Genomic DNA, 26,813 nt, shown 5'->3' on the forward strand with positions numbered 1-26,813 from the left:
TTAGGGGGAGAGGTCACAAACCCAGTTTCTGAAGAACCCCTAAGTCTAAGACGCGACTCGTGCGGTACTTCGAGGACGACGACGACCCGTTACTTTTGCTGAAGTTTCTTGTTCTCCTTCGGGGGTTTGTACTAATAACACTAACAAGGGGTTACTGGGAATTTCTCGACGCAAAACACGCTGGATAGAGCGTTCAATTTGAGTCTTTAACCCTTCCCAATCAATTTCCTTCGTTTCCGTTCCAAATGTGCGGGCGAATTCTGTCCAACGTTCCGTTAAAACATTCTCAATGGTTTGGCTTAATTGTTGTTGTATAGACGCTGGGTCAACGCTATTCACAACCCCTTTCAAATGAATTTCAGGTCTTGCTAATAACTTACCATCGGTTCCAACCGCCGCCGCTACGGTGACAACTCCTTCTTCGGCTAATTGACGTCGTTCTTTCATGGTTTCATCTTTAACAACGCCAGAGCGAGAGGAGTCTACGGGTTCAATTCCGGCTTGAACTTTATCGGCAATCCGAATCGATTCTTTCGTTAATTCTACCACAAAACCGTTATCAATTAACACCATATTTTCGGGGGGAATTCCCATACTTTGAGCCGTCTTTTGGTGTTGAACTAACATCCGGTGTTCTCCATGAACGGGAACAAAGAATTTCGGACGAGTTAAGGCTAACATTAATTTCTGATCTTCTTGGCATCCATGACCAGAAACATGAATTCCTTTTTCCCGACCATAAATCACATTTGCCCCCTGCATCATCAATTTATCAATGGTATTGACAACAGCAATCGTATTACCGGGAATGGGGTTAGCCGAAAAGACAACGGTATCCCCTTTCTTAATCCCAATTTGACGGTGGGCACCTTCAGCAATTCGGGTTAATGCCGATAACGGTTCCCCTTGAGATCCAGTTGTTAAAATCAGCAATTTATCATCGGGAATGCCATTAATTGAATTTAAAGGAACAAACAACCGATCTTCACATTTGACATAGCCTAACGTCCGAGCGTGAGCAATCACGTTTAACATAGATCGACCCACCACCGACACTAATCGACCTTGCTTTTGGGCAATATTTAAAATGATATTTAGACGGTGAACAGAAGAGGCAAAGGTAGTGACTAAAATTCGACCCTGAGCTTGGGCAAAAATGCGCTCTAAATTGGGATAAACGGAACTTTCAGAAGGCGTAAATCCTGGTATTTCAGCGTTTGTAGAGTCACTTAATAAACAGTGAACGCCTTTTTCCCCATATTCAGCTAACCGTTGAAAATCAAAAAATTCTCCATCTACCGGAGTATGATCAATTTTAAAATCTCCCGTATGAATCACCACACCGACAGGGGTGGTAATCGCAACGGTAAAACTATCAGCAATGGAGTGAGTATTACGAATATATTCGACTAAGAAATATTTACCAATTCGCACCATTTCACGGGGACGAACGGATCTTAATTCTGTGCGTTCTGCAACTCCGGCTTCTTCTAATTTTCCTTGTAACAATGCCATCGCTAAACGAGGGCCATAAATCACCGGAACTTCAAATTGTTTGAGGTGAAAGGGAATACCACCAATATGATCTTCATGTCCGTGAGTGACAATCATGCCTTTAATTTTTTCCCGGTTTTCCCGTAGATACGTCACATCCGGTAAAACAATATTAACGCCGTGCATTCCATCGGTTGGAAACGCTAACCCGGCATCTAAAATCACAATTTCATCTTCATACTCAAATACACAGGTGTTTTTTCCAATTTCATGTAATCCCCCTAAAGGAATAATTCTCAGAGCCCCAGAGTTAAAGACAGGAGCGGAAGGTTCTGAAGTCATAGCAGAGGTTCTTTTTCTAATAATTGGGGTGTTACCAGTTCTCATCATGCTGATTTTTTCCTTTTTTTGTTAATGGTTTACCAATGAAATAAGGGCTGAATTTAAGAATTTCCAAAATTTACAGGATCATCCTGATTATTTTATAAATTCTGTCAATCCTGTTCAGTATTTAGTTGTCAGAAACCTAGAAAACTTTGCCAGGATTTAAGGACGTTTAGGATTGGGACAAAACATCGCTGATCATCGTTATTCATTCTATAAATCCTGCTCATTTTTTGTAGGGGAGGGTTATGACCCAATGGGAATTGAAAATAAGAGCGATCAAGAATAGAAAATCGGAAATCCAAAATTCTGTGCTGCTCCTGCGGTCGGATCAGGGGACTGTTTTTCTATTCCTTCGGGTTCCCTGTTCCCTGTACAGACGTGCCATGGCGCGTCTCTATGTATCAAACGTTTCTACAGATTGATCTGGTTTTTTCAGCCGTAGATCGTTAAACCCTCCTTATAGAACCCATCGCTACAAACTGATCGAAACTATCAGATAAGATTTAACTGACTCAGCACGTTCTTTAATGTGTTGGTGACTTCAACGCTTGGATCATACAAAGGTAAACGGGTTGATCCCACGTTCCAGCCTTGCAAGTTGAGTGCTATTTTCACGGGGATCGGGTTTGCTGTTAGAAACAAGGCTTTAAACAACCCAAATAACCGGATATGGATCTCGGTTGCCACTTGCACTTGGCCCGCTTCAAAAGCCTGTATCATCTCTTGGAGTTGCCTTCCCACCAAATGACTGGCAACACTGACCACCCCCGAACCGCCAATGGCTAACATCGGTAAGGTTAAAGAATCATCCCCAGAGTAGATCTTAAATTCAGAAGGTGTCAACCGTCGCACCTGGCTCACTTGTTCTAAATTGCCACTCGCTTCCTTAATCGCCACAATATTCGGAATCTCCGCTAAACGTGCCACTGTTTCTGGCAGGAGATTCTGTCCAGTGCGTCCCGGTATATTGTAAAGCATTATCGGCAAATCGGGGCTTGATTGAGCGATCGCTTGAAAATGCCGATACAAACCTTCTTGGGGAGGTTTATTGTAATAGGGGACAACCTGTAAACTGCCATCTAATCCTAGTTTAGACGCTTTTTGAGTGGCATTAATTGCCTCTTGGGTGCAGTTTGATCCCGTTCCCGCGATCACCTTTGCTTTTCCCAACACTGCCTTCTGCACGACTTGAAACAACTCGTGTTCTTCATCCCAAGTCAAGGTCGGAGACTCCCCCGTCGTTCCGCACACAACAACAGCATCCGTGCCTTGCTCTACTAGATGGGCGGCTAACTGTTCTGCCACTGCGTAATTCACACTACCGTCTTCATGAAGCGGCGTAACCATCGCCGTTATAACTCTTCCAAAACTTACCATTTGTCTTCTATCAGTTATCTTGTATCCTACATGAGTCATCTCTCAGGTTTCAGGTTTTAGGTTTTAGGTTTTAGGGAAGAAGTGTCTGTCATGACCTTATCTCCTCCTCCTGCCTTGCTCAGGATTGCTCCCGGTTCACCCCCTACTCCCCCTGTACCCTTATCCTCTTCCTGACACCCGACTGATAACAGGCAAGATGCCTGTTCCAGACATCTGTTCTAAGACCGATGACCCAGGAGTTGTTTTTCCACTAATAATTCAGCAATTTGCACGGCGTTTAACGCTGCACCCTTGCGGATTTGGTCGCCACAAAGCCACAATTCTAAACCACAGGGATGAGACAAATCCTGACGAATGCGACCCACTAATACCGGATCACGTCCACTGGCATCAATGGGCATGGGGAAATAGTTTGCCTGTGGGTCTTCCAGCAGTTGCACTCCCGGCGCTGTGCTGAGGATATCCCGTGCTTTTTCCACACTAAAGGGGTGCTCAAATTCTAAGTTAACCGCTTCAGAATGGGCGCGTAATACGGGAACCCGCACACAAGTTGCCGAAATCCTTAGATCATTCACCCCAAAAATTTTCCGGGTTTCGTTGATCATTTTCATTTCCTCTTCACAATACCCTAACTCATTAATGGGGGTATTGTGGGGGAAGAGATTAAATGCTAACGGATAGGGAAAAATTTCCGTTTTCGGTGTTTCTCCGGCTAAAATAGCGGACGCTTGTTGCTTCACTTCCTCCATAGCTCTAGCTCCGGCCCCACTGGCAGATTGATAGGTGGAAATCACCATCCGACGAATCGGTTGTGCCTGATATAACGGCCAAATCGCTACCGTCATTAAAATCGTCGTGCAGTTGGGGTTAGCAATAATCCCTTTGTGGTTGTTAATCGCCTCTGGGTTAACTTCAGGGACGATTAACGGCACATCTGGGTTCATGCGGAAGGCACTGGAGTTATCAACCATCACCGCTCCGGCTGCCACTATCTTTGGAGCCCATACCTTAGAAGTTGACCCACCGGCGGAAGCTAACACAATATCAACATTGTGAAACGAGTTCTCCGATACAACTTCAACGGGTAAAGTTTCCCCTTTAAAAGGTAATGAGGTTCCTGCTGAACGAGGGGAAGCTAATAATTTTAACTCTGCTACTGGAAAATTCCGACTTTCCAGGAGTTCCATTAACTCAGTTCCCACAGCGCCCGTTGCCCCTAAAATGGCAACTCGATAAGAATTTGACAAAATTTTAACCTCCGTAATCAAAAACTCGCAATTTTAATAAATTGAAATTTTTATAGCCAACAAAATGTTTAGGGTATCGATTCCTGTATCGGGAGGCTTAAGCTCCCTTCTTCATTGTAGTTTAGCCGTTCTCATTCTCACCAAAACGGAACAGAATCTAACGAACGGGTACACAAGGGCGCATAATCAGTTACGATCACTCTTGATGTACACAACTGGATTTTTAGCAAGCTTAACTTGCTAACCCCAGATTTTAGTTCCCCCGCGAGTGAAATGTGTTGGGGGTATTTAATTCAGAATATCACGATTGTCAGCAACCCGCACTCTCTGTGACAAGGCTACGCGCGGAGCGAAAGTTACGCGAAGTAATGCCTCACTCCTAGCGTGATAGTTGACCAGCCTAAGTGCCTTGTGTACTAAGTTTTTTGAGTCATGACACCCTGTAGATGCGTAGCTAGTCTCCGGCTCTGTCGTTAGTGGTTAAACATCTTTATCGGGTTAAGGAAGTGCTGCTAACCTAACAAGCTCTTAAAACCTTGGCAAAGCTAACTTTACCCTAGAAATAGGTGTTAGGAGACAACCAGATCTCCACAGAGGGGCAACCATACCCCTCTACCCCGAAAGGGGAAATGTAAAGCCTAACTAGAAGTTAGGAGTTTCTACCCATTGTTCTGATGAAAGTAACCCAGGAAAAACTTCCCGCAAGTCAAATTGGATTGGACATTGAGATCACACCGGAAATGTCTAAAAACGCTTATGAACAAGTTGTTCAGCGTATGAGCCGTTCGGTGAATATTCCTGGGTTCCGCAAAGGCAAAGTGCCTCGCCATATTCTCATCCAGCGCTTAGGCCAGGAACGCATTAAGGCGGCTGCCTTGGATGATTTAATGAACCAGTATTTACCCAAAGCTGTTGAACAAGAGAACATTCAAGCGATTGGCAGCTTTGAACCTCGGGGCGAGATTGATAACCTGATTCAGCAATTTGAACCGGGAAAAACCCTGACGATTCAAGTGGCTGTGGATGTTGAACCCGAAGTCAAACTGGGTCAATACAAAGGCTTAAGCGTTCAAGCAGAAGAAGCTAAGTATGACCCCGAACAGGTGGAACAGGTATTAAAACGGGAACAGGAAAAAAGAGCAACGTTAATCCCGGTTGAAGGTAGACCTGCCCAAGAGGGAGATGTGGCGTTTGTCGATTTTCAAGGGTACTTTGCCCAAGAGTCTGAAGAAGCGGAACCCAAAGAAATCCCTGGTGCTAAAGGCGATAATTTTCAGGTGGAATTACAGGAAGGGCGGTTTATCCCGGGTTTTGTCGAGGGGATTTTTGGCATGAACCCTGGAGAAACCAAAACCTTAAACCTGAGATTTCCTGATGAATATGGAGATGAAGAGGTTGCTGGGAAAGATGCGACCTTTACCATTACGTTGAATGAACTCAAAGAAAGAGAACTACCCGAATTAGATGATGAGTTTGCTGAAGAAGTCAGCGAATTTTCGACTTTAGCGGAACTACGGGAATCTTTGGAAAAACGATTCCAAGGGGAAAAAGATGATCAAACCAAAGCCAATAAACGCAAAGCGTTAGTGGATGCGTTGGTGGAAACCTTGGAAGTTGATTTACCCGAAACCCTGATTCGTCAGGAAGTTGACCGACTGATTACTCAACAGGTGATGCAGTTGAGCAATATGGGGTTGGATGTGAAACGGTTATTCACTGGTGAAATGGTGCCTCGTCTGCGGGAACAAGCTCGTCCAGAAGCAATTGATGCGTTGAAGCGTTCCTTAGCTTTAAAAGCCATTGCTGAACAGGAATCTTTGACTGTTAAGGATGAAGAAATTCAAGCTGAAGAAGCTAAAGTTCTCAAAGAACTAGAAGGTCAAGATGTTGACCCCAAACGGTTACGCGCCTTTGTCACTGAAGATTTACTTCAGAACAAAACCTACACCTTGCTGGAAGAACACGCCACCATTGAGTTAGTTCCCGAAGGAACGTTAACACCTTTAGAAGACGAAGAGGAAGAAGACGAAGAACTCGACAGTACCGAGGAAGAATAGTATTGATCAGGGGGAGTAGGGGCTGGGTTTCCCTGCCCCTACTGACACCTGAAACCTCAAGTTAAGGCATAATAGATCTAAACGAGTATTCTTTTGATCCCCGAAAACAATTAAGGTTTAGAAAAAACAATGATATTTTCTGAGTCTTCCCAATACCGAATTCATAACTATTCCCATCACGGGGTCACAAGCGATACCCATTTGCAAACCCTGTCTCCGAGTAATATTGTCCCGATTGTGATTGAACAGTCTGGGATGGGAGAACGGGCTTTTGACCTTTATTCCCGTCTGTTGAGAGAACGGATTATTTTTCTGGGAACACCCATTGATGATGATGTGGCGAATGCCCTCACGGCTCAGATGTTGTTCTTGGAAGCCGAAGACCCAGAAAAAGATATCCAAATTTACATTAACTCTCCGGGGGGTTCTGTCACCGCAGGGATGGCAATTTTTGATACCATGCAGCAAATCCGCCCGGATATTGTCACCATCTGTTATGGACTCGCGGCAAGTATGGGGGCTTTTCTGTTAGCAGCAGGAACCCCTGGTAAACGGATGTCTCTGCCCAGTTCTCGAATTATGATTCACCAACCTTTAGGGGGAGCACAAGGGCAAGCGGTAGACATTGAAATTCAAGCCAAAGAAATTCTGTATCATAAGCGTATTCTCAATGAGTTACTGGCTCAACATACAGGTCAACCCATTGAACGCATTCAGGAAGATACCGAACGGGACTTCTATATGTCTGCCGAAGATGCGAAAGAATATGGTCTAATAGATAAGGTGATCTCCAGCACCCAAAGTCTTCCGATTCCCGGAGAGTCTGTTCCCGCAACCTAAGATGAGGCAACTATGTCTAAGTACGACTCCCATCTAAAATGTTCTTTCTGTGGCAAATCCCAGGAGCAAGTTCGCAAGTTAATTGCAGGGCCAGGTGTCTATATCTGCGATGAATGTGTTGAGCTCTGTAATGAAATTTTAGATGAGGAGTTATTTGACAGTAGTTCAGCAGCAGCACCTTCTCCTTCCCCTCGCCCCCAATCGGCTCCACCTCCCCAACGACGGCAACGGACGGGACGAGTGGCTTTAAATCAAATTCCTAAACCGAGAGAAATTAAATCCTATCTGGACTCACACGTTATTGGTCAAGATGAGGCAAAAAAAGTTCTCTCGGTTGCTGTTTATAACCACTATAAACGTCTGGGATTTGTGCAAACGAAAGCCGCCGGACGGCCAACAGAAGATAATGTGGAGTTACAAAAATCTAATATTCTCTTAATTGGCCCCACCGGATGTGGGAAAACCCTATTGGCGGAAACCTTGGCCAAAATGCTAGATGTACCGTTTGCAGTTGCTGATGCGACAACGTTAACGGAAGCGGGCTATGTGGGGGAAGATGTGGAAAATATTCTGTTGCGGTTGTTACAGGTTGCCGATTTTGATGTGGAAGAAGCGCAACGGGGAATTGTTTATATTGATGAAATTGATAAAATTGCCCGCAAGAGTGAAAATCCCTCGATTACACGGGATGTGTCTGGGGAAGGGGTACAACAAGCCCTGTTAAAAATGTTAGAGGGAACCATTGCCAATGTCCCCCCCCCAAGGCGGACGCAAACATCCTTATCAAGATTGTATTCAAATTGATACCAGTAATATCCTGTTTATCTGTGGTGGTGCTTTTGTAGGGTTAGATAAACTGGTAGATCAGAGAACGGGTAAAAAGTCAATGGGGTTTGTGCAGCCCGGAGAAGGGCAAGCGAAAGACAAACGCACTGTTGATGCCCTCAAGCGAATGGAACCGGATGATTTAGTCAAATTTGGGTTAATTCCTGAATTGATTGGTCGGATACCGATGGTAGCCGTCTTAGAACCCTTAGATGAAGCCGCGTTGGTGGCTATTTTAACGGAACCTCGCAGTGCATTAGTCAAACAATATCAAAAATTACTGCGGATGGATAATGTGCAGTTAGAATTTGATGAAGATGCCTTAAGAGCGATCGCTCAGGAAGCCTATCGTCGCAAAACCGGAGCACGAGCGTTACGCGGAATTGTAGAAGAATTAATGTTAGATGTGATGTATGAAATTCCCTCGCGTAAAGATTTAAAACGCTGTCGAGTTACACGGGAAATGGTAGAAAAACGATCAACCGCAGAGTTATTATTACATCCCTCTTCTTTACCTAAACCTGAATCGGCTTAATCAGTTATCAGTTATCAGTTATCAGTTATCAGTTAAGAGTTTTTAAGAAATAGTTTATCATGGCATTAAACCGATTAAATTCATTGCATCTCAGGATCAGAAAACCTCAATTCAAACTCAAAAAAATTATTCCGGTTTTTATTGGTCTATTGGCATTGTTCAGTGTTTTAGGGATAGGACAGTTTCAGGTTTTAGGACAACAACAAAATAATATTACGATTGATTTTGCAGCAGCAAGAACCGGAATGAGTTCCGCCAGTGGCTTTTTATATGGTAAAAATGCCACCCAACCCCCGGATAATATGATTAAGCCCTTACAACCTAAATTGTGGCGGACATCACAACTCGATTTGTATCCGCGAGTCATCGCATTGGGCGCTCAATTTCAATTAATTTTAAGTGATACCTGGGGCTATGGTGCACCGAGAGGATGGCCCTATGATAATTATGCTAAATGGGAAGAACACGTTCGACAAATTGCCCGACAACATAAAGATAAAGTTATATTATGGGACGTTTGGAACGAACCCGACTTAAGAGATCCCTTTTGGAAAGGTACAAGAGAACAATTTTTTGAAACCTATAAACGAGCTTATCAAGTATTACGTCAAGAGTTAGGCCCCAATGTCATGATTGGTGGCCCTAGTATTACTAAATATGATCAAAACTTTCTCACGGCTTTTTTAAATTATTGCAAAGATAATAATTTAGAAGTCAATTTTTTATCTTGGCATGAACTGAATGATCAAGATATTACTTCAATTGCTGCTCGAATCAATAATGCTCGTCGAAGTTTACAACAAAATCCCCAATACCAAGGTTTAAAAATTCAAAAAATTTATGTCAATGAAATTATTGGCCCCACAGCCCAATATCGACCTGCGGAAATTTTAGGATATCTTTATTATACAGAATTGGGACGAGCCGATGGGGCAGCAAAAGCCTGTTGGGATCCTGTGAATAAAGGCAGTGGAACAAACAATTGTTTTAATAATAGTTTAGATGGTTTGGTAACACCGGATCAGTCCTTACCCAGAGCCGCTTGGTGGGTGTATAAAGCCTATGCAGATGGCTTTAACTCACGGGTGTTGAGTCAGGCAGATAACCCTAAAATTGTTGCCTTAGCCAGTCGTTCCAATAGTGAACAAAAAGCTCAGATTGTATTCGGTTATTTTGAACAGGCATTTTCTGCACCGACGGCGGGAGTAACCTTAGTTCTGAAAAATTTACAACAATTAAATTTAGCGAACTCCAGTGGGAATTTAACGCTTAGAGTGCAACGAATTCCTGACTCTGGGGAACAAGTTATTAAAGAATTAAGCACACTCCGACAGGATAATATTGCAGTGAGTAATCAAGTGGTAAGGCTAACGATTCCTAATCTTCAACTTCACGAAGCCTACATACTCACCATTAGCTAACTCAGACCATGGGTTTAGGCGTAGCCCTTGCGCCCAAACCGTGAACTTTTTATTAACCCATCAGTCATTAACTGAAGAACCGACTACAATCAGATATACTTTTTCCAGGTAATTTTATGTTCCTCCGTCATCAAATTTCCCGTACTTTAGCCACAATCTTGGGGTTGTCAATGACTACTCTGTTCGCAGGTTCAACTCCTGGGATGGCTGGAACACAGGCCCAAGCTCAACCGAATCAACCCCCCATGAATCAGCGTTCAGACCAACTCATGAATGCACTGAATCCTACCCCTGAACAACAACGGCAACTCCAAGCTATTCGCCAAGAATATCAGGGGAAAATGCAGCAACATCAACAACAAATGCGTCAACTTCAGCAGGAATTGAATGGGTTAATGGCGGGGAATGCTTCAGAAAGTCAGCTTCGTCAGACCCATGATCAGTTGATGGTTTTAAGAGAACAAATGGGACAAATTCAGTTTGATATGATGTTGAAGATGCGAGAAGTTTTAACCCCCGAACAGCGAAATCAACTGGCAAATTTGATGCAAGAACGCCGTCAAAATCCACGTCATGATCGCTAAAATTTGGAAAAACGGGCTAAACTTCTAAGGGATAAAATCAGAAATCAAATCACTGATAGGGATGGAATGAAGATGGCAACTTACATCTATTTACATGGGTTTGCATCTAGCCCTTTTTCAACAAAAGCTCAATATTTGCGCGATCGCTTTGCATCCCTCCAGATTAATTTAAACATTCCTGATTTGAATCACGGGGATTTTTCCCATTTAACGTTAACTCGACAACTCCAACAGATTGAAGCTGAATTTTCCCCGGATACTTCTTCCTTTGTAGTTATGGGGTCAAGTTTTGGAGGATTAACAGCGGCTTGGTTGGCTGAAAAAAAGTTTCCCATTGATCGGTTAATTTTACTAGCTCCCGCTTTTAATTTTTCATCAGAATGGTTTCCAAAATTAGGCTCTGAAAAATTAAAACAATGGAAATCTGAAGGGTATTTATCTGTTTATCATTATGCAGAAAAACAGAATTTACCCTTGAGCTATCAATTTTTAGAAGATTTATCTCAATATCCTGATGAACAGTTACAGCGTAAAATTCCGACCTTAATCCTACATGGAATTCAGGATGAAGTTATCCCAATTCAAGCCAGCCGAAACTATGCAGCAACAAGACCTTGGGTAAAATTAATTGAACTAAATAGTGATCATAGTTTGGATAATGTTTTAGGTGAAATTTGGCAGGAAATCCAGGGTTTTTTATATTCCATTCTTTAATGTTTGCTACAAATACTTGTCGGGTAGCTAATAACTTTTTTCTATTCCCTCATGTTACCTGTTCCCTTACCATCTGTAGCACTAATTTAAGGATTTCATATTAGAAGAATGATTGAAATTGGTTTTTGAGTTTTTTAATAAATTTTTGAAAAGGATTTTGAACGGGTTGAGAGGGCGGGAAAATGTCGGGCTTTGGTTCATGTAAATATCGATAATATTCCCAAATATCCCAATAGGGACATCCGGGTTCAATGCGAATTCCTGCCCAATGGAGGTATTGCAGGGGTTGATTAACATTTATATCAATTAAACGATATCCATCCCGTTTAAAATTCTGGCTTCCTGCCCAATTTCCCGGCCCTTTATTTTCTCCTAAGACTAAATTAAATCGCCGTTTAATCCGCTTTAAAATCATATAATTAATGATAGGTTGATCTGACGTTTTTTGAGAAAAATCAAAATATTCTGGGTGGGCTGCACATTCGGCAAAGGTTTCATATAAATCCTGTTCTGAAATTAGGTTTTTCTTAGAAGCCCACCAGCCTCCATTAAACATATCTTTTAATTCTTCTGGGCTAAATACATTGTAAATTTCGGGGGTAAAAACGTTAGTTAATCCGCCAGCGTGTTGATAATCACAACAGAGAAAATCATAGTTTGAAAAATAATTAAGATTGTCAATTATTTTTTCAAAAACAACAATATCGGTATCAATATATAAGAATTCATCAAACGGCCCAAACCAGCAAGCTTGCTTGCGAAATTGATTCGGACGAGCAAAGAATTTTTCTCCGAAAATTTGTTGAAGTTTGATAGATAGTCGTTCAATAAAGTCTAAATCTTCATAGACTTGTACACCATAATCTTGTTGTAAACGTTCAGCAACTTGATGATAATTGTTATCATAGGGAATCAAAACAACGGGGGTTTCGTTATCGTAAGCGCGGATACTATTCAGTAAGGCGATCGCTTGATCTGTAAATTTATCATTAGCCGTAATATAAATCCCACGAGTCATAAAAATGTCCTCAATTTCGTAAAAAGGAATTAGAAAAAGATGCCTCTAATTGATAGTATGAGTAAGGAGGAGAATTATTAATCGCTTTTCCTTAACGACTTAAGTTTAATTTTCGCAAAATGCGCTTAACAAGACTCGGTTTGGAACTTGCATTATAGGGAACGCCTGAAGTGGTAAAGACGGGGCGTTTTTCAGGTTCATGTAAATAGCGATAATGTAAAAACACATCTCGGTAGGGAAAATCCACATTCTTACCTTTACAGACCGCTTCCATGACGCTTGGCATAATCCCAATGTAATGAAGATAAGTTAAGCGATTGCCTTTATCATACATAATATGATCTTTTTCTTCAAAATGGTTAGAGGTTACACTATTCCCTGTTCTGCTGGTTTTTGGTAACTGATAACCAAAGTTGTAAATGGGCATTCCAGAACGCATGAACATATAATTTAAAACGGTTTGATCGCCTTTTGGGTAAAGAAGTTCCCACTCTCCGTCCTCTTGCAAATGGGACAGTAACCATTTACATTTTTCTTGATCAAATAGCCCTCTTTTCGTTGCATAAAACCCCGAACAAAAGATTTGAGAATCAATGAACTCTTGATTAGGAAAAATTTCGGTTAATTTAGGGGATTGAAGGTTATAAATCCTTTGAGGAAAAAAATGCTGAAAATCATAAACAACACAATCATATTCATCTAATTTTTTAAAAACAAAATCAAGCGGACTCATCAATAATGTATCAGCATCCATGTAAACAAAACGCTCAAAGAGGCCATTAAAACCACAAAAGCGACGATGAAGGCCAGAAATTTTATATTTTTTATTGACGCTAGGGGGACGGACTCCAGCTATAAATTGATCCCAGTAATCAATAACCTCTTGATTATCATATAAACTGACATTCGGACGCCGTGCGATTTCCGCGCTTAATCGTTCTAGTCTGTCATCAAAGGGAAAGACACAAACGGGGATTTCTGAGCCTGAATTTGCATCAATACTGTTGAGTAGTGCTACGATTTGATCATAAACTACATCATTCCCAAGGGTATAAATTCCCTGCATACTGATTCCTCTGTTTTGTTTCTATAAATTGTTGACTTGATGGTAGCCGAGCATTAAAGATTGAGTAAATTAGAGATTAAACTCTTCACTAAACTCGGATAACCAATTCAATAAATTCAGTTTGTGTAAAATAATCTGTCGGGCTTCTGCGATCGCAGCTTGGGCTTCAAACCAAGCATCAGGGCTGCTAATCACCTCCTGAATATAGGATACTCCTTGTTCATCTAAACTGGGTAATCTTAAGAAACTACCTGGAGGTAGTAAGCGATCAGCTGCTGGCCCTCCATAATAAATTGGAAGACACCAAGCCAGTAAAGAATCCCACAGTTTTTCACTCACATACCAATCATTATCGGCATAATTTTCAATGGCTAAATTGTAATAATAAGGAGCCATTCCATACCATTTATTTTTTAATTCTCCTGATGCTTTTACCCAAGTGGGTAACCCCCGACCATAGAAATCGATTTCCCCATTTTTAGATTGTAAGTCTTTCAAAAAATCTAATCGTTTCCGATGATTTTCGGTGCGACTAACCCCTGATGTAATCCAACTACAAGGTCTCACTTTTTCAGGAGAATTCATTTCATTTAACTCGCGAAAGCCATTGCTATGATACCAAATCGCTGGCATATAATCCGGTGTTGGGGCTAAATCATCGGGGCCAGAAACGTAACCACAATACTGTTTCGCTATTTCATAATTTCTTTTATGATTTCCGACAACTTCATCTAAGGGAGGTTCTCTCAATAAATAAATTATCTGGTCTTTGGGAACACCTCTAAACTTTTCTCGAATATCGGGTTCAGGGGGTTTAGGTTTAAAGGTTTGTTTTAAGCGTCCTTTCCACGATAATTTCTTAACGGGTTTCCAAAAATCAAATTGATAAAGTAACAAAAAATCTGGCTGAGGATGATTGGCTTGAATCCTAATATTCCCCCACTTGCCAAAACTATAAGGTGTTTGTTGCCAAAGCCAATCACTTTGGTTTAAGCCGGGATAGCTGGTAATCATGCCAACAATTTTTTCAGTCATAGTTTATTATAATTGAATGATTTATACGGTAATTAAGAGGGATAGGCATCGTTTCTGAAATGTGAGCTAAAATTTTAGCAATCCGGTTTTCCTCAGACAACTAATGAGAAAATTCCAGATTTTCTGAATATCCCTTTGAACAGATAAAAATTTGGCTTTAGCATAACATAAATTCCTTCATTATAAGTTTAATTTAATTCAAAAGTTTGCTATTTAAGCGAATTTTTACACTTTGTTCAATAAATTCTAGGCTATCTAGAATAAACGTTGCTGAACGGTAGGATTCATTCAGAAGTTCTTGCCGTTCTTCTGGATCATCAACTAACTCATCGGCGAGTAATTGCAGGAAACCGATCATGGGGTTCAGGCGACTGCGTACCTCATAGGAACTGCGAATAATGGCGCGATCACGACTGGCTTCATCAGCAAATTGCAGGGTATACAATTGAGCATATTTTCCGCCTTTGGCGAGAAGTTGATCATGGGTTCCCACCTCCGCCAAACACCCTTGGTCTAAAACGGCGATTTGATTGGCTTTTTGAATGGTGGATAAACGGTGAGCAATGACAACCGTTGTGCGATCATGACTAAGTTTATCGATCGCTTCTTGAACTAAACGTTCAGAAACCGTATCTAAGGCACTGGTGGCTTCATCTAAAATTAGGATATCGGGATTTTGTAAGATGGCTCTGGCGATAGAAATTCGTTGACGTTGGCCACCGGAGAGTAAAACCCCGCGATCGCCAATGGGGGTCAGAAACCCTTGGGGTAACTTAGTAATAAATTCCTCCGCATTGGCTTGTTGAGCCGCAAAAATAATTTCTTCATCAGTGGCATCAGGTTTAGCGTAGGCGATATTATCTCGAACGGAGGCATTAAATAGGAAGGTATCTTGACTGACAATTCCCATTGATTTTCTTAGACTTTGTAAGTCAAAATCTCGTAAATTTTGACCATCAATTACTATAGAGCCTCCAGTTGGATCATAAAATCGGGGAAGAAGATCTGCCAAGGTGGATTTTCCCGCACCGGAACCCCCAACTAAAGCTAAAGTTGTACCACGCGGAAGATACAGGTCAATATTCTGAAGGGCAATTTTGTCATGACCAGGATAGGTAAAAGAAATATTATTAAAATGAATCCCTTCTTTAAGTCCTGTAAAGGAAATGGAACCGATTTTCATAATCGGTTTATTATCCCGTCTTAAAAACTCGCCAATAATGTTAATCGCTGCCACACGTTGAGCTAAGTTACTCCGAGCATTATTGAGTTGAGAAATCAGAGGTAAGGTACGAAATAGGATAAACAAATAGGTGAGTAAAATCGTGGATAATGCGGTGATTTGATCTTGGGATAAAAAGAATTTCCCAATCACAATTAGCACTAACAGAACGAGCATATTCACCACTTCATTGATGGGGGCAATCGCTGCTGAAGCCATTTGAGCTTTATAATCGGCTTTTTCTCGTTCCCGAATTAACTTTTTAAGCTGTTTATATTCTGGTTTTTCATTAGCAGTGGCTTTCACCAAGCGAATTCCATTCAGAACTTCCATCTGCTTAATTGAATAATTTCGGGAGGCTTCTGACAGAAGATTACCTGATTGTTTGGCTCTTCCAATAATATATTGATTTAAAATAGTGACAATAAATAGCAATAAACCTGTTGCTAAGGTGAGTTGCCAAGAAATCGAGAGAAGAATGAGTACAAAGACAAAAATCGTGATCGATGTGGTAAACATCCCAATATAAATCCCAATCGCACTGGAAGATCGGGCAATTTCTCCCCCTAATTGGTTAATTAAATCTCCGACTTTTGTTTTTGCATAGAAATCTAAATCCACATCTAACAGTAACTTTAATCCCGCTTCGCGCATATCACAAGTTAAGGCACGACCGAGGGAACTGGAAACTAAGCTACTCCAATAGGTGGTTAAATTTTTTAAAATTAACGCCAATAAAATGGCCCCTGCCATTAATCCCAAGCGATAAGGTTCTGGAACATCACCAAAAGGAGCCAGGATCTTTTGAATGAAAGGCGGAGCACCTTTCATTTCCATTTGTTGACCGAGGAGATTTAAGACAACCGGAACAATTAAGGTGGTACTAACGCCACTAAAAATAGCTCCAGAAAATCCTAATAAGATTGTCAAGATAATCCTAATCGGATATCGTCGTGCATATTCAACTAAATAGTTTTTATTAAGCATACTAAAGTTTTATAATTAATCCCATCCTAGCTAGGAAATTGATTGAACTGTGCCACACCTAGCTTCCAACTAAATTCTAATGCAGTTTATCAATAACCTCCTGTAAAATAACAGCCATTGCATCAATACTGTAGTTCTCAAGACATCGCTGCCGAGCTTTCCAACCTTTTGCTTGGGCTTCTTCAAAATGATCAAAAATCCTCGCTAGTGTTTGAGCAATTTGTTCGGGTGAACCTGACTTGACTAAATATCCAGTTTCCCCCAAAATTTCAGGAATATCTCCAACTTGGGTTGCTAGAATCGGTTTTGCCATGGCCATTCCATCGGTTAGCTTTAATGGAAATTGAGCTTGCGCTGCGGGAACATCTCGTTGAGGAACCACAACAACATGGGCAGCAGCAACCACTTCAGGCATCATTATAGCTGGAGTTTTTGGTAACTTAATGATCCACTGTCCCCATCGTTGCATTAATTGCTCGTCATACTCATCATAGGGGCTTCCTCCCACAATCACCAATTTAATATCTTTTTGATTGAGTTGTTCTAAGGCAATCAGAACATCTTCTAGTCCTTTATAGGGTCTGGGTGCTCCCGGAAACATTAAAATTCGATAGTCCTTCAATCCATACTGGAGGCGACTGGCTTCTGGATCATAACGCTGGGGATCAAATAAGGTGGTGTCTTTTCCATTGGGTAAATAAATGCCACCAAAGCGTTGCTTTAAAAATTCGGTATGAAGGGTGATACAATCGGCTTGAGAAACCAACCGTTCAATCCATTTTAAATAAAGAGGATAATCGGGTTGTCTTAAAGAACCATCAGGTTTAAGTAGATCTCTTCCCAGTTGTTTGAGGGAAGGTTTATATTGGTATTGTTCGCCCCCATACCAGCTTAATTCCCAATCATCAATATCTAAAATCACAGGACGATGGGTTTGCCATCTTTTGAATAAAGATAAACCAAAGCTGGTGGGTTTGAGTTTATAAGCATAGATGATGTTCCCGGTAATCTGCTGCAACAGTTGTTGAGCAGATTTAAAAAATTGAGGATAATAAGTTTCTTTGATGATAGAAACAATCGGAATATCCTCGCTCAGGGTTAACGTTTCATCTGTTGCTTGAGTGAAGCCGACAATTTCGATTTCACAGTTGATTTTTTTCAGGGCTTGAGCCAGTAAAAAGGGGCGAACGGCTCCTCCCCACCTTCCGGCTCCGCTACTGGATAAATCACCAACCACGATTGAAACTTTCATAGTAAAACGGGCTATCCTTGGTTAACTTTTTATGAAAGAAGGTAATAAATTAGGTTTTTTTTCCAAATCTTTATCCCTCGAAACTTTACTAATTGCAGCAATTGTCATTAGCATTTTTATTAGAGTTCTCAACTTAGGAACCCGTGAGTTTTGGTACGACGAAGTATTATCCCTCCTCTTATCGACCGGACAGAAAAGTGCTTATGTTCCTCCCAAGGATGTCCCTGTTGTTTTAGCTAATTATACTCTACTCCTGAATTTACCACCGGAGTCTAGTTTTGATGATATTTTAAGAACTCTAGTCAGTCTGCTCAAAGGAATTATTGCAGAACCTCATCCCTTCTTATTTTATCTCAGTCAGCATTTTTGGTTACGGTTATTTGGCAATAGCGAAATTGCCCAACGCAGTCTTAACACATTACTGAGTCTATTCAGTATTGGTTGTGGTTATGGTTTAGGACGAACTTTGTTCGGATATCGAGGCGGTTTATTATTTGCAGCCGCCTTAGCAACGAATCCTTTCTTTTTATTCCACTCCCTGAATGTCCGAATGTATGCTCCATTAGTGTTATGGACAATTTTAAGTGCTTGGGCTTTAATTCAGTTAATGGGTGTGGATAAGATTAATCCTCAAAGCTTTCCAATTAATACTAAAGCTTCCCTGCAATGGAAAGGACAACTGTTTTGGACTGGGGTATTAATCGCTTCTGTTGTGGCTGGATGTTTAACGTTTTATTTATTTGCTTATTGGGTCATCACTTTAGCCGCTTTAGTCTTATACTTAGATCGACATCACTGGTGGCAACACGCTTTACGTTTAGGAACTGGAGTATTAATTACAGTTCCTTGGGTGTTATGGGGAACTCGTCAACAATTACGGAATGCTGACTTAGGACGGTTTAGCACTCCTCCAGGTTTTTTTGCCACAATGGTACAGCATTTTCAAGATGTTGCTTATCTTTTAGGGGTGCAATTAGGGGTAGGAGATTGGATTACCAGTATTCCGGTTTGGGTTGCAGTAAGTACGGGTGTTTTCTGGATTATTGTTTTTACAATTGGCAGTATTCGCCTGTGGAAACTGGGAGAACATCGACGCTTAGGGACAATATTAATTTTAGGAATCTTCCCTCTATTCTTGGCGTTACTCGCTGATATTGTTGGTAAAAAATTTACAATTGGGTTTGGTTGGGGAAGAAGTTTGATGATTATTCTTCCGGGTTGCTTATTATTGATTACGTTATTGATTCAAGGCATCAAAAAAGAACCGTTATATCGTCTGACAGCAACGGGTTTAATTCTGGTTTATTTAACGATTAGTATTGCTGACTATAGTTTAAGATCTCGGCAAATGTTTCATCAAATTTCTGATATTATTGCCAGTGAACCTACTACTCCTACCTTAATTGTCATGAATTCTAAAGCGTGGGGTCATGTTAACCGTTTAGCTTATTATATTTCTCCTGCATATCCCGTATCTTTATTGGCTCAAGAGTCTGCTAAACTGGCTCCTGCTTTGAAAAAATTGTTAACGTCTCAAACCTTACCTTATGGAAGAATTATTGAGTTAGAAGTTGCTGAACCTGTTTGGTCTGAACCGACAACAGCAGCAGAACGAGAAACCCTTCAAAAGATTTTACAATCTCAATATCAGCTTAAAAATAATCAGTTACTTCAAGGAACGATGGATCTTGATGAATTTACTGTTAATGTTTATCAACGCTCTTAATGTTTTAAGTTAAATATGGGAAAAATTTACACTTCATTTTATAGAGCCTACCTACTTAGAAGGAGGTCTTAATTTCTTTTGTTTAATGGGAGAACAGGGGGTACATATTTTCCTAATTGCAAGTGGGTTTGGACTGGCGACCTCTTGGTGGAAAATTTACCAAAAAAATCAAAAAAATCCCAATATTATAGCATTAATACCCTTTTGGAAACGGCGATTATTCAGGATTTTTCCTCTGTATTGGATGGCTCATGGTTTAGCTTTATTGATCTATTGGATTAACCCTAAATGGGTTCCTTTTGGTCAAGAAGTTTGGACTCAAGGAGGATTAACTATTGCAGCAGCTATTTTCGCCAGTTTAACAACCTTGAGAAATTTTATTATGCCTTTTTATACCTTCTTAAATGGGGCTTGGTGGTATGTGGGATTAATCGTTCAACTTTATTTTATTTTTCCATTTTTAATTCGTTGGGGGAAACGCTGGGGATGGCAAAATCTCTTAATTAGTTCGATTATTATTTCTTTACTTTATCGCGGGTTAATCGTTTTTCTTCCCCTGAGTGATAGTGTGATAGATCGATTATTGCGGGGAGCATTTTTTCCGTCTCGGTTATTTGAATTTGTTTTAGGAATAGTTTTAGCGATCGCTTTATTAGAACGAAATTCTTTATCTGAGCCTTTATTGAACTGGAGTCGAAATCTACTGTTTCAACGCCGATGGTTGGGAATTTTGATCATTATTTGGGGGTTAGGATTAGCTGGTGATTGGGCATCGGAGGAAACGTTCATGGCTTTGAGAATTCATGCCGATTTTTTCCTAGGAATTGGAGAATTTTTTGCCTTATTTCAACTGCTCAATTATTTACCAGCCCTGAAACGATGGTTGAATCCCATTGGTGGTACATCCTATGGAATTTACCTAATTCACATGAACTTAGAAACCTTTTTATGGGTCGCAATGGGTTTTATCTCCTTTTATTGGTTACGGTTATTCGTGGTCATTGCGATCGCTTGTTTATTAGGAGGATTGTTTGATCTAGCTGGAAATTGGATGATTAAACAGGGGTTAAAAAATACCCCTTTATCTTCTTAAACAGAATTGCAAAACTAACCATCATTTCACTTCCGTTACCCGCCAACTCAATTTTAAATTCAGCCAGAAATTCCAAAATGTGACAATTGCGATCGCAATAAATTTAGAGACGTAGGCATTCATCCCAAATACATTAAACAGCAGATTAACAATTAAGACATTTAAAATTAACCCCGATAAACAAATTAAGTTAAACTTTACAAAGCGTTTAACCCGTTTTCCCATGCCTTTCTGATGGCTAGAAATATCTCCAAATGTCCAAATATCATTCCAAAGGAAATTATTCAAAATTGCCACTTCTGCGGATAAAATCGCACTGCGGGTTAATGCTAAACCGAGAACAGTATAAAGGAGATAAAACACTCCCATATCGACAAAAACACCACTAAACCCTACAATTCCAAATCGCAAAAACCGCATCACGGGCCATCGGGCAAACCGTAATTTCACTAAATGTTGTAAATATTCAATATATTGTTTCCAAGTGACTTTGCTTTCCCCTTCTAAGCGTTCTTGGAAAACATAACCGACTTCTCCCACCCAACGAATTTGACCCCGACCTAACACTTCAATCAGGATTTTATAGCCAATAGGATCAAGGGTTTTTCCAGCGATTGCTTCCCGTCTGACCATAAAATACCCACTCATTGGATCAGACACTCGACCAATGACACCGGGTAATATAATTAATCCTAAAACCTGTGCACCTCTCGATAAAAACCGCCGAATTACGCTCCAATCACTGACGCCTCCCCCTTCAACATGGCGGCTGGCAACGGCTAAATCTGCACCCTTTTCTATTTCTCCTAAAAGTTGTAATAAACTTTCGGGAGGATGTTGTAAATCTGCATCAATAACTCCTAAAATTTCCCCTCTTGCCACTTGCCAACCTCGGATAACGGCTGTTGATAATCCCCGTTCTTCTTGACGTCGCATTACCCGCAGTTGAGGAAATTCTGGCATTAACTCTGCTGCAACTTTCCATGTTAAATCCGGGCTATCATCATCCACAATAATTAACTCATATTGATTCGGAATTGTTGCTTCTAATAACTGAGTTAATTGTTGAACAATAGCCCGAACATTTTCGCTTTCCTTATAAGTAGGAATGACCAAGGATAATCGAATCGCAAACTCACCTAATTCCGTTGGAATAGTGGCTTGTGTCGGAATTTGTAACGGCCCTGTTGGAACAGGAAGAAGGGTATTCATTTCAGGCAAATTCATCGGGTCTTACCTCATTAATGTCTGATTGAATTGAATCGATAATTAATTGGCTTTAAGAAGAAAACTAAATGATCATTAAGCTCATCCCATAATTCTCCTGACAAACTGTTCCCCGCACCCTATTTTTCCCTTAACTAAAAATCACATATCATTAAATTTGAGCCGACCTGTTTGCACATAATCAAAAACTCGATTAATCTGGTTGCGTTCAGGCTCAGTAATATCTTTATCGGATAAAATAGCAGAGGTTAACCTCAAATAGTCAGAATGACTAAGTTGACCAGAATTGATAATTCGATCCGTCATTTGAGTAATTGAGATTTTAGAGCGAGTTTGAATTGTCCAGAGCATCTCAATTGTTACCTCTCTTAATTTAAGCCTTAACTCATTTTGCGAGGAGATTTGCTAAACTACTGACGCACACCCCACAGAAAATTAACTCTTCTAAACCCTGATCAAATCATCCCAGGAGATTGCTTTTTATGCAAATTGAACGAATTCCAGCCCTCTCTGATAATTATATATTTTTACTGCATGATCCCCATCGGAATATTGCCGCCGTTGTTGACCCAGCAGAAGCCTATCCTGTTTTACAACATTTGGAGACATTAGGAGCCGAATTAGTTGCAATTTTTAACACCCACCATCACAGTGATCACGTTGGCGGAAATACCCAACTGATCCAACACTATCCCAATCTTACAGTTTATGGGGGTGTAGAAGATCGAGGTAGAATTCCAGGCCAAAAGGTCTTTTTAAAACAAGGGGATCAGGTTCAATTTGGCGATCAAGTTGGGCATATCTTGTTTGTTCCGGGTCATACAAAAGCCCACATTGCCTATTATTTTCCGCCACAAAATGCCAATGAATTTGGGGAGTTATTTTGTGGGGATACTTTATTTGCTGGGGGATGTGGTCGTTTATTTGAAGGAACTCCTCAACAAATGGTGACTTCCCTAACTCAATTCCGTAATTTACCCGATATGACCAGAGTATGGTGTGCCCACGAATACACCCTCAATAATTTAAAATTTGCTTTAACGGTAGATGCTGACAACTTAGAATTACACAATCGTTTCCAAGATGTCAAGTTAGCTCGCAGTCAAAATCAACCGACCATTCCCTCAAATATGGGTTTAGAAAAACGCACTAACCCGTTTTTACGTTGGGATATTCCGAGTTTGCAAACCGCAGTCAAGAGTCATGATCCGATCCAAACCTTTGCTCGTTTGCGAGGAATGAAAGATCAATTTTAAAGAATATATTTTGTAGGGTGGGATAGGTCGAGTTAAGTGATCGGTTAATGCAAAAACGGATCATGGACTTGCGATCGCACCCTAATTTCGTTAATATAGAGTGTTTGGGTTAAAAAAAATATAGGAACTGATCATGGCGAAGCGTGTTCAAGTGGTTCTGACCAAAGATGTCAGTAAACTCGGAAAAAATGGGGATCTCGTAGAAGTGGCCCCTGGTTATGCTCGTAACTATTTACTACCTCAGAGTATTGCAGTTCGGGCGACCCCCGGCATTCTGAGACAGGTAGAACGTCGTCGGGAAGAAGAACGTCAACGGCAACTGGAACTTAAACAACAAGCGGAAGCTCAGAAAAAAGCCCTGGAAGCGGTGGGTGTATTCAAAATTGCCAAACAAGTTGGGGAAGAAAATGCAATTTTTGGAACCGTTACTGACCGTGAATTAGCAGAATTAATTCAACAAACTATCGGTCAAGAAGTTGATCGTCGGGAAATTACACTCCCGACTATCAGCAAATTAGGAACCTACAAAGCTCATATTAAGTTACATTCTGAAGTAACGGCTGATGTAGACGTTGAAGTTGTTTCTCTGTAAATTTTTATTGGAATCAATTTAACCGATTTTAACAGGTTTCCCCCATAAGCCCTAACTTCAATTCAGGGCTTATTTTCATTGTATAGTTAAAATTCAAACACGGATTGGGCTGTGAGCAATACAAAAATCTACTACGACCTGGCCAATTTTTTCCCATTCTGGCTTAATATCATTGTTAAATTCTTTAGCAATTTTATGAGGTTCTATTTTTTCCAAATATTTAATAGTATTATCAAGCGTATTTTTTCCAAATCCTAATGAAATTTGACATTGACAATTGCTTTTAGTCTTATTACATTTCCAATCAGCTAGACAATCATCATCTATACATTTTAAAATTCTATTGATTTCCAAAACATGACTTTCCCAAAATAATTTATCCTTGGGGTTCGTAGAATCAAATATTTTATACATTAACGTTCCTTCTTTTATATCTAAAAAATGTTTGATCTGATTTCCCCTAATTTGTTGAAGTTTCTCAATTCTTTTAAGTGCCTCTTCTCGTTGTTTATCACCTGAGCAAATTCCAAGTAAAATTGAATTAGGGATTAAATTCTCAATTTCGTGTACATCTAGGATCAAAACTTTTGTCCTGAAAAACTGTGAGCTTTGATTTTTATTTTGATCAATTTGTGCTGCGGTACTCCCTAGCTTTCCTTCAGGAGCAATTCGATCACTATCTAAAATACACAGACAGAAATACTTTGTTGTTTTTTGAATATTATCATATTCAGTATCAATTGTATTACCCCCACCACCTCTAGGTTCGTACTCTAACTTAATATTAGCGTTTTTCCATATTAGATAAACTCTAGCTATAGTTTGATAAAAAGAAGTATCACTGCTATTTTCACAAAGAAGTATTGTTTTCTGTATTGACTGGGTATTTTCAAAAAATTTTAAAGGAACTTGAATAACTTCTTGATCGGATAAAGAACTTAATGCTGGTTCTAAAAGATCAGTAATTTCAATGTATCTTGTTACAACAGAAAGATAGGATCTCAACTCAGAAAATTTATTGTAGAGCATAGTATAAATAGCTCGTGTCGTTTTAGATAAGTCTTGACATTGGGTAATTATTTTTAAAGTTTCCCTATCTGAAATTACTAAATGTTTACCTTCTCGAACCGCATTTGCTAAATTTTCTAAAGCTGGAATAGTTTCTGGTTCATCCCAAATATTATTGTTATCAAAAACAGATTTATGAATATTAATCAGCATCTATACAAGCTCCATTTCAAAGAAGCCTAATGGCCAATTCTCTAAATATCCTTCACTATCAAATTGAGAAGTCCTAACTTGTATTTCTCCAGATTCTTCGGAAGGTTCAAACAAAACAATATTAATATCATCAGGAGAGATTTTTTTCTCAGCTACTAAATGTCCCAGTCGATTGACTAATACTTCACTGTGGGTTTCAATCACTAAACGTAAATCAATATCATTGTTTTTCGCTGTGTTAATTGCTGTAACGAAGGCATCTGTTAAAGTTCCTTGTAGACGAGGATGAAGATGTAACTCAGGTTGTTCAATGGCATAAGTTACTATTTCTGTTACTTCATTAAGAGACTTAGGTATTAATTGAGTTTTAGATTTTGGAAATACGCTTAATAACCATAATTGAGTAATAATCGGAAGAACTTGTGAAAAACCAAACCCAGTATCAGCAATATTGAGATATTCATTAAAATCCTTATATTTGATCATCAAAGAAATGTTTCCAAGGCTAGTTTGAATTGAAGGTTCAAAACCAAAGTTTTCTAAAGTCCATTCTGAAAAAGTTTGTCTCTGTTTATCAGTTAGATTTCGTAAAAAAATTGCTAGATTTTTTCCTTGATGATCAACTTGATCATCTGCTAAATCTTGGTGTGGATAAGATCGTTCTGCTGTTGCCCGCACTGGCCCAATATAACTCATTTGCTCTGATAAGTTAGTTAAAGTTTCGTCACAATTTTTAAGAATTATAGGAAGGGCATTAGCAATGATTAGATCTCTTAATTGTTTAAAATCTTCAGTCTCAATTGTCCATTGTCTAGTTTCTTGTTTCCAATTTTTAGCAAACAAGTTATGGTTCTGAATATAATTTAATAAATTTTCTGAACTGTCTAAAGCAAAATATTGAAAAAATTGATATATAATAGTAGGTTCATTGGTTGGAAGAAGATATTTATTTATATGTTTAGCTAAAGCATTAAATAAACCTGTAAATGATACAGAATTTAAAAAAATTAAAAACAAATTGTTTGATTTATTGTATAGATTTTCATCAGTTTCTTCACTAATTATTGGCAATAATGAATGACTATAAATTTTTTGATCACTATATTTATAGCCAAAATCCAAAATATTCAGGGAATTCACATAAAACTTAGTAACATATTGATTTTCGTCAAACTCTAATTCAATTTGTGAATCTTCAAACTTTAAATCTATTTTGCTAGTTCTAGTTGTCTGTTTTTCTTTATATTCTGTTACCTGAATTGTTAAGTATATATTAATTAAATTATTACTGAGATTAATTAATCTAAACTTGAAAGAGAAAGCAATATTATTATCAGAATTCTTCTTGTGAGCATCATGAAAACTTCCAAAATCTACGAAATCACCTGACCACAATATAGGGCCAGTTGTTCTCGACTCTATACTTTGCTTTAAAAGAGGAAAAATACGCAAAAAGCTACTTTTCCCCGAACTGTTTTGTCCAAGAAGAACTGTTAAAGGCTTGATTTTGATATCACCAGTATCAGATAAACAGCGTAATCTTTCAACTCTAATAGAATCCATAAATCCTACCTAATCTAATTACTCTTTCAAAACCATTACCAGATGGACTATCTAACCATTGTTTAAAATCACTA

At 39.6% G+C, this 26,813-nt stretch carries 21 protein-coding genes and 1 pseudogene; 10 read left to right on the forward strand and 12 right to left on the reverse strand.

What is annotated here, in order from left to right:
* Positions 1-45 precede the first annotated feature (45 nt).
* The 3 genes from PL9214_RS06745 to PL9214_RS06755 form a co-directional block, all read right to left on the reverse strand.
* Positions 46-1,836 (reverse strand): ribonuclease J, encoded by a 1,791-nt coding sequence (locus PL9214_RS06745; protein WP_072718695.1) that lies wholly within the window; start codon positions 1,834-1,836, stop codon positions 46-48.
* 537 nt (positions 1,837-2,373) lie between these two features.
* Entirely contained in the window at positions 2,374-3,258 is an 885-nt protein-coding gene (dapA, locus tag PL9214_RS06750) for a 4-hydroxy-tetrahydrodipicolinate synthase (protein WP_072718033.1), read from the reverse strand.
* A 218-nt stretch (positions 3,259-3,476) separates the two neighbouring features.
* Positions 3,477-4,505 (reverse strand): aspartate-semialdehyde dehydrogenase, encoded by a 1,029-nt coding sequence (locus tag PL9214_RS06755; protein WP_072718034.1) that lies wholly within the window; start codon positions 4,503-4,505, stop codon positions 3,477-3,479.
* A 674-nt stretch (positions 4,506-5,179) separates the two neighbouring features.
* Between PL9214_RS06755 and tig the strand changes: the two genes are divergently transcribed.
* The 6 genes and pseudogenes from tig (at position 5,180) to PL9214_RS06785 (ending at position 11,481) form a co-directional block, all read left to right on the forward strand.
* Positions 5,180-6,562, forward strand: a complete 1,383-nt coding sequence (gene tig / locus PL9214_RS06760; RefSeq protein WP_072718035.1) for a trigger factor — start codon at positions 5,180-5,182, stop codon at positions 6,560-6,562.
* Between the two features lie 225 nt (positions 6,563-6,787).
* Positions 6,788-7,402, forward strand: coding sequence for an ATP-dependent Clp endopeptidase proteolytic subunit ClpP (gene clpP, locus PL9214_RS06765; protein WP_496196697.1), 615 nt, complete (start codon positions 6,788-6,790; stop codon positions 7,400-7,402).
* A 12-nt stretch (positions 7,403-7,414) separates the two neighbouring features.
* Positions 7,415-8,762 (forward strand): annotated as a pseudogene (gene clpX, locus PL9214_RS06770) (ATP-dependent protease ATP-binding subunit ClpX).
* Positions 8,763-8,821: 59 nt separating this feature from the next.
* Positions 8,822-10,183 (forward strand): GH39 family glycosyl hydrolase, encoded by a 1,362-nt coding sequence (locus PL9214_RS06775; protein ID WP_072718037.1) that lies wholly within the window; start codon positions 8,822-8,824, stop codon positions 10,181-10,183.
* Between the two features lie 170 nt (positions 10,184-10,353).
* Complete coding sequence (locus tag PL9214_RS06780; RefSeq protein WP_186440300.1) at positions 10,354-10,767, forward strand: Spy/CpxP family protein refolding chaperone; 414 nt, start codon at positions 10,354-10,356, stop codon at positions 10,765-10,767.
* Between the two features lie 72 nt (positions 10,768-10,839).
* Complete coding sequence (locus tag PL9214_RS06785) at positions 10,840-11,481, forward strand: YqiA/YcfP family alpha/beta fold hydrolase (RefSeq protein WP_367400266.1); 642 nt, start codon at positions 10,840-10,842, stop codon at positions 11,479-11,481.
* A 100-nt stretch (positions 11,482-11,581) separates the two neighbouring features.
* On the opposite strand, the gene PL9214_RS06790 is transcribed toward PL9214_RS06785, so the two are convergent.
* The 5 genes from PL9214_RS06790 to PL9214_RS06810 form a co-directional block, all read right to left on the reverse strand.
* On the reverse strand, positions 11,582-12,499 hold the full coding sequence (locus PL9214_RS06790) for an Npun_R2821/Npun_R2822 family protein (protein WP_072718040.1): 918 nt from the start codon (positions 12,497-12,499) through the stop codon (positions 11,582-11,584).
* A 91-nt stretch (positions 12,500-12,590) separates the two neighbouring features.
* Entirely contained in the window at positions 12,591-13,565 is a 975-nt protein-coding gene (locus PL9214_RS06795; protein WP_072718041.1) for an Npun_R2821/Npun_R2822 family protein, read from the reverse strand.
* A 69-nt stretch (positions 13,566-13,634) separates the two neighbouring features.
* Entirely contained in the window at positions 13,635-14,600 is a 966-nt protein-coding gene (locus PL9214_RS06800; protein WP_072718042.1) for a glycosyltransferase family 10 domain-containing protein, read from the reverse strand.
* Positions 14,601-14,793: 193 nt separating this feature from the next.
* Complete coding sequence (locus PL9214_RS06805; protein WP_072718043.1) at positions 14,794-16,809, reverse strand: ABC transporter ATP-binding protein; 2,016 nt, start codon at positions 16,807-16,809, stop codon at positions 14,794-14,796.
* Between the two features lie 76 nt (positions 16,810-16,885).
* Positions 16,886-18,061 carry a glycosyltransferase family 4 protein gene (locus PL9214_RS06810; RefSeq protein ID WP_072718044.1) on the reverse strand — a complete coding sequence of 392 codons (1,176 nt, stop codon included), beginning with the start codon at positions 18,059-18,061 and terminating at the stop codon, positions 16,886-16,888.
* Between the two features lie 31 nt (positions 18,062-18,092).
* Between PL9214_RS06810 and PL9214_RS06815 the strand changes: the two genes are divergently transcribed.
* On the forward strand, positions 18,093-19,787 hold the full coding sequence (locus PL9214_RS06815) for a glycosyltransferase family 39 protein (protein ID WP_072718045.1): 1,695 nt from the start codon (positions 18,093-18,095) through the stop codon (positions 19,785-19,787).
* 40 nt (positions 19,788-19,827) lie between these two features.
* Positions 19,828-20,880 (forward strand): acyltransferase family protein, encoded by a 1,053-nt coding sequence (locus PL9214_RS06820; RefSeq protein ID WP_367400314.1) that lies wholly within the window; start codon positions 19,828-19,830, stop codon positions 20,878-20,880.
* Positions 20,881-20,901: 21 nt separating this feature from the next.
* Here PL9214_RS06820 and PL9214_RS06825 read toward each other — a convergent pair whose 3' ends face one another.
* Positions 20,902-22,107, reverse strand: a complete 1,206-nt coding sequence (locus PL9214_RS06825; protein ID WP_072718047.1) for a glycosyltransferase — start codon at positions 22,105-22,107, stop codon at positions 20,902-20,904.
* A 141-nt stretch (positions 22,108-22,248) separates the two neighbouring features.
* On the reverse strand, positions 22,249-22,458 hold the full coding sequence (locus PL9214_RS06830) for a hypothetical protein (RefSeq protein WP_072718048.1): 210 nt from the start codon (positions 22,456-22,458) through the stop codon (positions 22,249-22,251).
* Positions 22,459-22,589: 131 nt separating this feature from the next.
* On the opposite strand from PL9214_RS06830, the gene gloB reads away from it, so the two are divergent.
* Both gloB and rplI read left to right on the forward strand, forming a co-directional pair.
* Complete coding sequence (gene gloB / locus PL9214_RS06835) at positions 22,590-23,363, forward strand: hydroxyacylglutathione hydrolase (RefSeq protein ID WP_072718049.1); 774 nt, start codon at positions 22,590-22,592, stop codon at positions 23,361-23,363.
* A 133-nt stretch (positions 23,364-23,496) separates the two neighbouring features.
* Positions 23,497-23,955 carry a 50S ribosomal protein L9 gene (rplI, locus tag PL9214_RS06840; protein WP_072718050.1) on the forward strand — a complete coding sequence of 153 codons (459 nt, stop codon included), beginning with the start codon at positions 23,497-23,499 and terminating at the stop codon, positions 23,953-23,955.
* 93 nt (positions 23,956-24,048) lie between these two features.
* Here the strand turns inward: rplI and PL9214_RS06845 are convergent, their stop codons facing one another.
* Positions 24,049-25,176 (reverse strand): hypothetical protein, encoded by a 1,128-nt coding sequence (locus PL9214_RS06845; protein WP_072718051.1) that lies wholly within the window; start codon positions 25,174-25,176, stop codon positions 24,049-24,051.
* Positions 25,177-26,739, reverse strand: a complete 1,563-nt coding sequence (locus PL9214_RS06850; protein WP_072718052.1) for an AAA family ATPase — start codon at positions 26,737-26,739, stop codon at positions 25,177-25,179.
* Positions 26,740-26,813 lie beyond the last annotated feature (74 nt).

Origin of the sequence: Planktothrix tepida PCC 9214, assembly GCF_900009145.1 — a bacterium.
GTDB classification, from domain to species: Bacteria; Cyanobacteriota; Cyanobacteriia; order Cyanobacteriales; family Microcoleaceae; genus Planktothrix; species Planktothrix tepida.